Here is a 12,583-nt window from a genome sequence, read left to right as displayed (position 1 = left end):
AAATGGCACATCATCACGACGAAGAATTTAGGCTTCATACGCCTGAATTCAATCATTTACATGATAAATTAGACAGAAGAAGTTTTTTGACTAAAACATCTTTGGGTTTAGGTTCGCTGGCAGTAGGTTCTTTGTTGACTGGCGTAAGTGGTTTTTTTGATTCTCCTAAGAAAGTAGTCAAAGAAAATACTACCTCCAATTTGGAAGAAGAAATTCTAAAGGCTTTGCCTCATATTGCTCCTAAAGCCAAGAGAGTTGTGTATTTGTTCATGAGTGGTGGGCCTTCGCAATTTGAAACCTTTGATTATAAACCCAAACTGGTTAGTTTGGCAGGACAAAATTTGCCCGACTCCGTTAGAAAAGGACAGCGTCTGACAGGTATGAGTGCCAACCAAAGTGCTTTACCAATGGTGCCGTCTGCCTTCAAATTTAATCAGCATGGACAAAATCAAACTTGGGTGAGCGAACTATTACCACATACTGCCGCCGTGGTGGATGAGTTATGTATTATAAAATCTATTCATTCAGAAGCCATCAACCATGACCCTGCCATTACTTTTTTTCAGACAGGCAATCAACTTCCTGGGAGACCATCAATAGGATCCTGGGTAAGTTATGGACTTGGTTCTGACAATCAGAATTTACCAACATTTATTGTATTAGTGTCTAAAAATGGACAAAAAGACCAGCCACTTTATGCTCGTCTGTGGGGAAATGGTTTTTTGCCATCCAAACATCAGGGAGTACAATTTAGGTCGGGTAAAGACCCTGTTTTATTTTTAAATGACCCCGAAGGTTATGATGGAAAAGACAGAAAACAGATGTTGGATTATCTATCCAAACTCAATAAGTTACAAAATGATACCTATGCTGACCCAGAAGTTGAAGCGAGAATTGCACAATACGAAATGGCATATCGAATGCAAACCTCTGTGCCAGAAGTAATGAGTACTGCTGATGAACCCGATGAAGTATTTGATTTGTATGGACCAGATAGCCGAGATGCAGGAACGTATGCCGCCAATTGCCTTTTGGCAAGAAAACTATTGGAAAAAGATGTAAAGTTTGTACAATTATATCACCAAGGATGGGATCAACACGGTAGTCTTCCGCAAGGAATAGCACAGCAATGTAAAAGCACTGACCAAGCGACAGCGGGCTTAATTAAAGACTTGAAAAGACGAGGAATGTTAGAAGATACCCTCGTTATTTGGGGAGGAGAGTTTGGTAGAACAGTATATTCTCAGGGGAAATTGAGTGCCAATGATTATGGCAGAGACCATCATCCAAGGTGTTTTACCATGTGGATGGCAGGTGCAGGCGTAAAAGCAGGATTGAGCTATGGAGAAACAGATGATTTTAGTTATAATATCATAAAAGACCCAGTGCATGTGCATGATTTTCAAGCTACATTGATGCACTTGATGGGTGTTGACCATGAGCGACTGACGTATAAGTTTCAAGGAAGAAGGTTTCGCCTAACTGATGTTCATGGGAAAGTTGTAAAAGATATATTAGCTTAATTTGAATAATACAGTACCTAAAATACGATGACAACTAGAAGACATTTCCTTAAAAATACAGCTTTATTCTCAGCAACAGCGCTATCAAACTCAAGTTTTGGTTTTTCTATTCTTCATAATGACAAAAAAGCCGAAGAATTAATCATTGGTCATGGAGATTACCAATATAAAGTGGATAAAAGTTGGGCGAAAATTAGTACCAACTCCAATCCGCTTTTCAATTGCCATGAAATGGTGCAAGACAGCAAAGGGCGATTGATTATGTTGGGCGATGATATTAGAAATAATATCTTGATTTTTGATAAATCGGGTAAGCTCCTTGATTTCTGGGGAACGGCTTTTCCTGGGGGACATGGTTTGACGTTGACCAAAGAAGGTGGAGAAGATTTTTTGTTGATTGTAGACTGTGGGTGGTATCAAGACAAAACTGGTAAGTGGAATCCTCAGGCAGGGCAAGTGCTGAAAACAGATTTAAATGGTCGGCTAATTTTTACGATTGGTCACCCGCGCACGATAGGTATTTATAAAGATAATGAACCTTTTATGCCTACTGAAACGGCTGTTGCACCTAACGGTGATATTTATGTAGCCGATGGTTATGGTTCTGACTATATCATTCAATACAACAGCAAAGGGCAATACATCCGTCATTTTGGCGGACAGCATAATATTAATAAAGAACATAATTTGTATAATGCGCATGGTGTTGCCATTGACTTACGAGATAAAAATAATCCGGTGTTGATTTGTACTTCCAGAGAAGAAAATGCTTTTAAATTCTTTACGTTAGATGGTAAGTTTATTAAAAGAGTTGATTTGCCCGGTATGTATGTTTGTCGCCCCGTACTTGATGCAGAAAATATTTATGCAGGTGTATGTTGGTCGAAAGACGCTAATGGACAAAAATTAGGAGGGGATTCTGGTTTCGTAACAATTCTGGATAAGTATAATAAAGTAGTTTCTAGTCCGGGAGGAACGAGTCCAACTTATAAAAATAGTATCTTGCAACCTACGCTTCAACAAGCCAACGCTATTTTTCAGCATGGACATGATGTGTGTGTGGACGAAGATAAGAATCTTTATATCTGTCAATGGAATGCCAATCATACGCCACCCGTAAAATTGACTCGCGTATAAAATAAAAATTGGAATGTATTATATCATAAAAAGTATCCTTTTTCTGGTTTTGATAGGGTTGTTTTTTGGCAGTAAAGCACAAAACAAACAGCTAAAAGCCTACAATGTAGTTTGGAATAGCCAGAGTAAAAACTCCTCTGAATCAATGCCTTGTGGTGGTGGAGACATCGGGCTAAATGTGTGGGTGGAAAATGGAGATGTATTGGTGTATCTTTCCAGAAGTGGGACTTTTGATGAAAATAATGCATTCTTAAAACTAGGTCGAGTTCGTCTACAATTATCATCCAATCCTTTTAATGACTCTGATTTTAAACAAGAATTACATTTAGAAGAAGGCTTTGTCAGTATTAGTGCAGGCAAAACGTTTTTGAAAGTATGGGTAGATGTTTTTCGCCCAGTAGTACACTTTGATTTACAGAGCGAAAAAGCCATTAAAGTAAAAGCCTCTTTTGAATCGTGGCGAAATGAAGACCATGTTATTACAGATGCCAAAGAATTAAGAGCCAACTCTTATAAAAGCAAGCAAAAATTTGATGTCACCACCTTTAAAGATAATATTGATTTTCAAGGTAATAATATACTTTTCTACCACAGAAATAGAAGTGATATAGAAAACGTCTTCGATTATACTGTGAAGATGGAAGGAATGAACATGGTAAAAGACCAACTGTTTGACCCTATTAAAAATAATACTTTTGGGGGAATAATAACAGGAAAAAACCTGAAAGCTTCAAATACTTCCATAGGAAAATATGCAGATACAGATTTCAAGTCTTGGTTGCTCGAAAGTATCAAAGCTACTCGTTCACAACAAATAGATATTGCCTTGCATGTTGCCCAGACCAATACCTTAGAGGAATGGCAAAAAGGTTTAGATGATATTTTGAAAGATGCCACAATTAATAGCAAAACAGCTTTACCAAAAACGAATGCTTGGTGGAAGGATTTTTGGAACAGGAGCTACATTTATATCGAAGGTAACGACAGCACAGTTTCTCGCAATTATCAACTTTTCCGATATCAATTAGCTTGTAATGCATATGGGAAATGGCCTACTAAATTCAATGGTGGGCTATTTACTTTTGACCCTACTCATGTCGATAAAACCTATCCTTTTTCTGCTGACTTTAGGCTTTGGGGTGGCGGAACGATGACGGCACAAAACCAACGGTTGGTTTATTTTCCGATGATAAAAAGTGGAGATTTTGATATGATGAAACCCCAATTTGATTTTTACTTACATACATTGAAAAATGCAGAATTGCGCAGTAAAGTCTATTGGAATCATGCGGGAGCTTGTTTTACGGAACAAGTTGAGAACTTTGGGTTACCTAATATTTTTGAATATGGACTAAAGCGTCCCGAAGGATATGATGCAGGCATGGAATACAATGCTTGGCTTGAATATGAATGGGAAACGGTGTTGGAATTTTGTTTGATGATGCTAGAAACAGAGCGATATGAAGGAAGGGATATTTCGGAATATGTGCCTTTTATAGAAAGTTGCCTCAAATTTTATGATGAACATTATCAACTTTTGGCAAAAAAACGAGGTGTAAAAGCATTCGATGAACAAGGTCAGTATATTTTTTATCCAAGTTCTGCTGCCGAAACCTTTAAGATGACATACAATTCAACAACAGTGATTTCGGCATTGAAAGTGATTTTAACAAGAGTCGTTGAGTTACCTGAAAAATATTTAGATAGTACCAGAAAAGAAAAGTGGACAGTAATGTTAAAACGCATTCCACGTATTCCATTGCAGGAAATTGCAGGACATAAAACCCTTGCTCCTGCACAAACTTGGGCTAGGGTACAGAATTCAGAAGCCCCACAACTATATCCTGTGTTCCCTTGGGGAATTTATGGTGTTGGCAAACCTGATTTAGATGTTGCTGTCAATACCTATCAGTTAGACCCACATGTACAAAAATATAGAAGCCATATAGGTTGGCGTCAGTATAGCATTTTTGCCGCACGCCTCGGGCTAAAAGAAGAAGCTCAGGAACTTACTAGAGAAAAATTCAAAGACTCAAATCATCGTTTCCCGACTTTCTGGGGACCAGGGTTCGACTGGACACCCGACCATAATTGGGGCGGTTCGGCAATGATTGGGTTACAAGAAATGTTAATGCAAGTAGATGGTAAAAAAATATACCTATTACCTGCTTGGCCAAAGGATTGGAATGCGCAATTTAAACTACATGCTCCTTATAATACAACGGTTGAAGGGATTGTAAAAAATGGCAAGCTTGAGAAGCTGATAGTGACACCTGAGAATAGGGAAGGTGATTTGGTGGTGATGGAGTAAAGAGGTTGAAAATTTACTTTGTAAATGGTGATGAATTATTCTCTTATATTCATCCTCATTTGCAAAGCTTTTTATCTGTATGTTAGAATCTTTTATTCTCTAAAATGATTAATGCTGGAAAATGCTAATAGGAGTTCTCATCAATTTCAAACATCATTCTTCCTTTTCTAAGTGGTGCTTCTTTGGTACGCAAATTATTTACTGCCTCAGAGATAAGTTTATCATCGAATAAATGGCCATGTATTAAATTACGAATCATACAATATTCCGTAAAAAAAGTTTGGGAGCCATTTTCCCACGCATTACCATAACCTCCAAGCCAATTGTAAAATAATATAATTTGCTCGTGGTTGGATAATTGTGCTCTTAGTATATTTAAGTATCTCATTTTCTCTTCATAACTATCAATAGTATCACTGTTCACAATAGATTTTACAGTTAGATATAAATGCCTAAAATAATGTCCCAGTCTTTGCGAGTGCCCAGAAAATGGTTTATAATTAAACTTGAGCTCTACTGAAGAGGAAAACTTCTTTCTTTCTTTATTCGTAGTTATAAATTGGTCTGTTAGAGATAGATGCTTTTCCCTTGCTTTGCTTAATGTTTCAATGAATTCTTTTTCATTTGGATATTTTTTCTTATACTCATTTATACCTCCAAAAAATAGTTTATAACATCTCTCAAAACCCGATTTATCAAGAGTATTATTCAAATCTTTATATAATTGTAAAATACATTCAAATTCTGTTTGCATTACAATAAACACTTTTCTGCCTTCTGTTATCTTTTCAAATCTTTTTAATGTATCGCCACTTTCTTCAAAATCATATCCAATTATTTTCATTTCAGTAACATTGTCTCTATGAAGTTTTAACATTTCATAGAATTGAGATTCAAATTGTTGAAAACCTATTTGTTTTTGAAACTGCTCTTTAGTAGCTTTTTGTTCATTCTCAAAAAGCTCTCTTTGTTGAAGGTTAGCTTTATATTGCATATAAAATGCAAGACCAGTCACAATAACACCGCTAAGGGCGATAAAAGGGTTCATAAATCCTCCAATTGTATCTCCAATTTCTCCTTTATTATTAAAGATAAAAAATTCAGTTGCATAAAGTATAGAAAAAATAAATGGCACTATAAAAAAAGCTATAACGATAGAAATAATAGCAAGGATTAGTAAAAAATTAGCCTTCCAGCCAAGTTGGGGCTTTTTATTATCTTGATTTGATTTTGTTTGATTTATAGTCCTATTTTCCATGTGATGGTAAAGTAGATAAAAACAAAGAAAAAATGTAACGAATGAAATTAAGGAGATTATTAGAATTAATGCTATCATATACTTTTGGCGTTGGTAAATATGTGATGTATAACTTTCAAATGAGAAAAAGTTTATCATATTTTTAAATACAAGCTTCCTCTCAGCTCCTAAAATACTATTTTATTTTTCAATAAAAAACTCAACTTTTATGTAGTTGCTAAGAAGCAAGGTAGAGTTTAAAATTCAGCTTGCTAGATTAGATTGTATATAATATCTAAAATATAGTCAAGTAAGTCTTTCAATAGATGATTAAACTAATAAGAACAGACTTATGGTATTGGACAATCATATATTTAAATCAAAATAAATTTAATTAATTATTGTTTTACAATAATTAATTATTACGTTTGCACTATAAATTAAACTTCTAACAATGAATAATGTAAAAATTGTTTCTAAAATATTATTCTGGTTTACCAGACTTATTGCCATTGGCTATTTTGCTATGACCAGCCATGCTGCCATAGCTTTACTAAGTGGATGGTCATTAAAAATAAGGGAGGGAGGTAAATATTTTCAGGTAACCTTCCCCTTTAGTCAAACCCCATTTTTAAATGGCGTTAACAATTTACCTTATATCATTTTTGAATTCTTAATGCCCTTGAGTCTATATGGCCTTTTCTTTTTATGGTTGAGCAACGTCTTTAAAGTGTTTTTTCAACCTAAATTATTTACCGAAAATGGTATTATGCATTTAAAAAGATTTTATTTAGGCAACCTTTTCGTACCGGGAATCATGGTATTAGTTGTAAGTATGATTGATGACCCTGAAAATGATGCTATCGTAGTAACAGTATTACATGCCATAATAGGGGTGTTTGCTTATTTTTTAGCTGCTATTTTTAAACAAGGGTTGAACCTACAGAACGAACAAGATTTAATTATATAAACATGCCAATTATTGTAAATGTGGATGTGATGCTTGCTAAACGCAAGATGCAAAGCAAAGAATTGGCTGAAAAATTAGAGATAACACCAGCCAATTTATCTATTCTAAAAACTGGAAAGGCCAAAGGTATCCGTTTTGATACGCTTGAGGCCATTTGCAGAATATTAAACTGCCAACCAGGTGATGTATTAGAATATGTAGCCGAATAAGCTAAGATAAATCCCCAATATACAAAATCAAAAAAAAGCACTCGAAAGAGAGCCTGGAAATATATTGTCTAAACTTTAAGTATACGAACATGAACCATCTAAAAATTACAAATCTTAATAAAACATATGGCAATGGTACTAAAGCCATCAATAATATCAGTCTTGAATTAAAAAATGGAATGTTTGGTTTACTTGGGCCAAACGGTGCAGGTAAATCGTCATTGATGAAAACCATTGCAGGTTTACAAAATCCTGATAGTGGCACTATATTGTTTAATGAGGTAGATATACTTAATGACCCCACATTTATAAAAAAGCAGTTGGGCTTTTTACCGCAAGATTTTGGCGTATACCCTAAAATTTCAGCCTATGATTTACTGACTCATTTGGCTGTTTTAAAGGGACTTACTGATACTAAACAACGTGAAGAACAGGTATTAACCTTATTAAATAAAGTAAATCTATATTCATTTAGAAAGAAAGATGTCCATACTTTTTCGGGAGGTATGCGACAGCGATTTGGCATAGCCCAAGCTTTATTGGGGAATCCACAAATTGTAATTGTTGATGAACCCACTGCGGGTCTTGACCCTGAAGAACGCAATCGTTTTAATAGTTTACTAAGTGAAATAGGCGAAAATATTATCGTAATTCTTTCTACACATTTGGTCGAAGATGTAAAAACATTATGTACAGAAATGGCTGTAATAGACAAGGGCTCTGTTTTAGCTTATGGCAAACCCATTGATTTTATGAATGAATTGAAGGGCAAATTATGGCGAAAAGCCATTAGTAAAAATGATACTCCCGAATATGAAAAGAACTATCAGTTGATATCAACACAATTCAATATGGGCAAATTGAATATCCATATTCAATCAGAAACCAATCCCATGAATGATTTTGAAGCAATAGTGCCAAGTTTGGAAGATGCCTACTTTTCGATTTTAAACCGCCACCAATAATCCCATGAAAGTTTTATTACAATTTGAATGGAACCATTTTTTCAGAAAAGCATGGTTCTACGGTGTCTTGTTGCTTACTGTTTTGTTTGGAGTATTTTCTGGAGCCAATTTTTCAATATCGGTTAGTCCAGAGATATTCAAAAATTCATCCTATACAGTAGCTTATATGACAGGAATGATGAGTCTACTGTGCATATTTTTTTCGACGATACTTACTACCCAAGTACTATTTAAAGAAACCGATGCCAATTTTACGCTGATACTCTATGCCACTCCTATACGAAAGCGTGATTTCTTATTAAGTAGGTTTATTGCTGTTTTTTCAATGAATTTTTTCTGTTTTGCGTTGTTTGTATTAGGCTTTGCTGTTGGGCAAACCATGCCTAGTGATAGAGGACAATACACTGATCTTAGGTTAATGTTTTATTTGAATCCTCTGTTCGTATTTGGTTTGGTAAATAGCTTTTTTTGTTCAGCCATGCTTTGTAGTATCGCTTGGTTGAGTAAAAATAAATTAATGGTATATGTATCAGGTCTGTTGCTGTATATCTTATATATGGTGATGCTGATATTTTCGGGTTCGCCCTTGATGGCTAAAGGGATGCCACAGTCGCCAGAAACCATTTTGCTTTCAGCAAGGTTAGATCCATTCGGACTTTCGGCGTATTTTATGCAGACGAGTACATGGTCAGTTGTTCAACGAAATACAGCTTTAATTCCACTTTCTGGTACATTATTGTTCAATCGACTTGGCGTAATAGTTATCTCTTTACTTTCACTTATAGTCACTTTCAAAGCGTTTACATTTTCAATGAATGATAATGTTAAGCGAAAAGTATTATTACATAATCAAGAAGAAAGAACTTCTTTTTTGAATGCTACTCTTAAACCCGTACGACCATCACAAAGCTGGTTGAGGCATTGGTTAACCTTGATGTCATTTACAAAACTTGATTTAAAATATATCAGTAGAGGTATTCCCTTTGTATTAACATGTGTTGCTTTGTTATTTGCTTTGGGGATGGAAATATATGGTTCTATCGAAAAGGGTATCCGATTACCTCAGAAATATGCTACATCTGGTTTAATGGCAAAAACCATTATCGATAATTTTCATGGTTTGTGTTTAATCGTTCTGTTGTACTATGCCAACGAAATTGTTTGGCGCAGTAGGAATAGTAACTTTCAATTGATTGAAAATGCTACACCAGCCAGCAACACTGCTTTGTTTTTCTCAAAATGGGTTACACTCAGTCTCGTTATCGTTTTTTTTACAACGTTAATGATTATGTTGGGCATTGTTTTTCAAATATCATATAACTATCCATCTATCGACTGGCAGGCTTATGCAGGAGTATATATTTTTAACAGCTTACCCTTAATCGTCAGTGCTGGAATAATATTGATTGTTCAGAAGTTAATTAAATACAAACATGTTGGTTTAGTGATATCATCAGTCATTGTATTTTTTTCAGCAACCTCATTGAGCAGTAAACTTCTAAAACATCCATTGTTGAAGTTTCAGACGCCTTATAATGGTTTGTATAGCGATATGAATGGGTTTGGTACTTATCTTACTGTGTATTGTTGGAAACACCTATTCGGATTATCCATAGTCCTTATTTTTGCAATATTAATAACACAACTGAAAGGGTTTAAACTAAAAGTCGTGCCATCACTCTGTTTGCTCATATTGATGGGAACGGCCTATGTGTTAGCAGATAAAATAATAAAAGACTATCAACCTAAAAATGAAGAAGCTAATATATTAGCGCAAGTAGACTATGAAAAAAAGTATCGGGTCTTTCAGAAACAAGCACAGCCAACAATTACAGCAGTTAAAACAACGGTTGATTTATTCCCAGAAAAAAACAGCTATCAAGTTGCTTGTTTGTACACCCTACAGAATAAAACTTCGCAACCTATTAAAAGGATTCTGGTGAATTTTGCTGAAGGTATAACCATTCAAGAAGCGAATATAATTAAAGGGAATAAAGTATTTAAAATTCCTAATCAATACACAGTTGTTGAGTTGAATACCGCATTATTACCAAACGAGAAAGCCCAATTGAAAGCGAAATTTTCGTATCATTGGTCGGCAGTGAATGGGCATCAATCGTTTAATGCTATCCAAACTAATGGGTCATTTATGCGCATTAGTCGATATTTTCCAACGCTAGGTTATATTGCTGAGAAGGAAATAGAGCATAAAAAGGACAGAGATAGATTTAATTTGGGAGAAGTTACCCAATTGCGCTTAGTTGATGCTCCGATAGATTCGACGGATGATTTTATAAATTTAGATATGACGATATCTACCAATAAACAACAAACAGCAATTGGCGTGGGAGATTTAGTGAAACATTGGAAAGATAACGACAGGAACTATTTTCGTTATCAGACTTCTCGCCCAGTTCCTTTTCGGTTTGCAGTTTCCTCTGCTGAGTATGCAGTAAAAACATCTTTATACAAGGGACAAAAGATAGAAGTATACTATCATCCTACGCATTACCAAAATGTTGAACACTTGTTAAAGAACGCTCAGTTAACGATGGACTATTGTAATACAAATTTTAGCAAGTTGCCTTTTAAGACCATCCGCTTTGCAGAAGTATCAGCTTTTACAAAGGGTTTTGCCGCAACTGCGTATCCAGCTACAATTTATATGACGGAAGATATGATTTTTAATGCCAACATCGGAGCAGAAAAAAAACAAGATGTGATTAATGAATTGGCTGGTCATGAATTATCCCACTTGTGGTGGGGTAATAATACCATAGCACCCGATACTAGAGAAGGCGATGTAATGCTTACTGAAACCTTAGCTATGTACACAGAACTGATGTTGGTGAAACGAATGCATGGAAAAGCTAGGGTGATGGAAAATGTTAATATGCATTTAGGAATGTATTTGAATGAAAGAGGTTTTACAGATGAACAACCTTTATTTAAGATGCAAGCTCAGAATGTTCATTTAAGTTATTCGAAAGGTTTAGTAGTGATGTATCAACTTTCGGAGCTAATTGGGGAAGAAAAAATTAATTTGGCTTTGAAGCAACTACTAAAAAAGCACGCTTATCCAAACCTTAAGCCAGTTTCAACAGATTTTATCAAGGAACTATATGCTGTTACTGATAGAAAATTACATGATAAAATTGATGATTTATTTAAAAGAATTACGTTGTATGATTTTAAGATTAAAAGTGCATCAGTAAAGAAAATTAGAAAGCAATATGAGTTAAGAATCGATGTCGATGCACAGCAATACTATGAAGATGGCAAGGGGCATCAATCTCCCAAAGTTATGAATGACAGTATAGAAATATCCATTCATACTAAAAAAGGGAAAGAGAAAAAGTGGATGTGCCCAGTTATTAACAATAAGATATTGGGCAAAATGCTTTTAGATGAACAGCCTATAGAAATAGAAATTGACCCTGATGTTAAATTTATTAAGAAGGAATCGGTAAAGCAGACATTGAAAGTAAAACCTACTCTGTACGAGTATAATATCGGTAGAAATATAGTGAATAAACCAAGAATAAGTTCCGTAGGAACGTTATATTGCGTTCCTACGGAACTTGTTTAGGAGGGTATTTTGGTATTTCCTACCGATATATTATCCCTAACGGGACATTGAAGAAGTTTTATCTTTTCGCCCTTGGTGATGTTTTACGGGGACACCAGTCGGGCAAACCTAGTTAGCGACGCCTAGTCCACCAAGTTTTGTGCCGTTTTTATAAAGAAATTTGGTTTTGATTATTGGTGCGTTGCTTATTCCCGCTGTTAGCTATAGTTTGTTTACCACTCCTGAATAATAACCCCCAATTGTTTATCCATCAAAGCGAATTCCTTTGCACCCCAAGGGCGAAGCGTAATTACTTTCAGGTTTGGATGAAGGAATTGAGGATGAGACTTAGAGACTTTCTCATAAACTTCCTCAATATTCTTTGTGACTAACCTAAATTCAGGGTTATGTTCCTTGGCAAGTGCTGCATCTTGAAAGAGATTTATGCGTAAACCATCTTTTTCTAATACACAAAAAGGATTGAAGGATTTTATTTCACTGTAACCTATAGTAAAGCCTAAACAGTCAACAAATAATGTCAGTCCGTCATTAATGTCAACATAAAAAATATTAGGAACTAGTTTTTTGTCTTGTCCTAAAATAAGTTGACAGTTTCGGTTAAGTTATCGAAATTAGTTATAAACTTTAAAGTAATGGGACAAA

Annotated in this window: 8 protein-coding genes; 7 read left to right on the top strand and 1 reads right to left on the bottom strand. The window is 35.1% G+C overall.

Annotated features, from left to right (window positions below; translation table 11 throughout):
- Positions 1–2: 2 nt before the first annotated feature.
- From AC07N0_RS17295 to AC07N0_RS17285, 3 genes are read left to right on the top strand one after another with little or no spacing between them, the layout of a single operon-like run.
- Positions 3–1,523 (top strand): DUF1501 domain-containing protein, encoded by a 1,521-nt coding sequence (locus AC07N0_RS17295; RefSeq protein WP_494590175.1) that lies wholly within the window; start codon positions 3–5, stop codon positions 1,521–1,523.
- Positions 1,524–1,550: 27 nt separating this feature from the next.
- Complete coding sequence (locus AC07N0_RS17290) at positions 1,551–2,660, top strand: NHL repeat-containing protein (protein ID WP_494590174.1); 1,110 nt, start codon at positions 1,551–1,553, stop codon at positions 2,658–2,660.
- A gap of 13 nt (positions 2,661–2,673) precedes the next feature.
- Positions 2,674–4,971: a DUF5703 domain-containing protein gene (locus tag AC07N0_RS17285; RefSeq protein WP_494590173.1), complete on the top strand. Its 2,298-nt coding sequence runs from the start codon at positions 2,674–2,676 to the stop codon at positions 4,969–4,971.
- A 124-nt stretch (positions 4,972–5,095) separates the two neighbouring features.
- On the opposite strand, the gene AC07N0_RS17280 is transcribed toward AC07N0_RS17285, so the two are convergent.
- Positions 5,096–6,229: a putative phage abortive infection protein gene (locus AC07N0_RS17280; RefSeq protein ID WP_494590172.1), complete on the bottom strand. Its 1,134-nt coding sequence runs from the start codon at positions 6,227–6,229 to the stop codon at positions 5,096–5,098.
- Positions 6,230–6,662: 433 nt separating this feature from the next.
- On the opposite strand from AC07N0_RS17280, the gene AC07N0_RS17275 reads away from it, so the two are divergent.
- The 4 genes from AC07N0_RS17275 to AC07N0_RS17260 all read left to right on the top strand — a co-directional run bounded on the left by AC07N0_RS17275 (position 6,663) and on the right by AC07N0_RS17260 (position 11,941).
- Positions 6,663–7,178 carry a hypothetical protein gene (locus tag AC07N0_RS17275; protein ID WP_492803866.1) on the top strand — a complete coding sequence of 172 codons (516 nt, stop codon included), beginning with the start codon at positions 6,663–6,665 and terminating at the stop codon, positions 7,176–7,178.
- 2 nt (positions 7,179–7,180) lie between these two features.
- Positions 7,181–7,387, top strand: a complete 207-nt coding sequence (locus AC07N0_RS17270; RefSeq protein ID WP_492803867.1) for a helix-turn-helix domain-containing protein — start codon at positions 7,181–7,183, stop codon at positions 7,385–7,387.
- Between the two features lie 89 nt (positions 7,388–7,476).
- Complete coding sequence (locus AC07N0_RS17265) at positions 7,477–8,352, top strand: ABC transporter ATP-binding protein (protein WP_494590171.1); 876 nt, start codon at positions 7,477–7,479, stop codon at positions 8,350–8,352.
- 4 nt (positions 8,353–8,356) lie between these two features.
- On the top strand, positions 8,357–11,941 hold the full coding sequence (locus AC07N0_RS17260; protein WP_494590170.1) for an ABC transporter permease/M1 family aminopeptidase: 3,585 nt from the start codon (positions 8,357–8,359) through the stop codon (positions 11,939–11,941).
- The last annotated feature ends 642 nt before the right edge of the window (positions 11,942–12,583 follow it).

It is taken from the genome of Arcicella sp. GW821-FHT09D11 (assembly GCF_059416265.1).
Note: the sequence above shows the minus strand (reverse complement) of the source record. Positions and strands in the feature narration are given on the sequence as shown.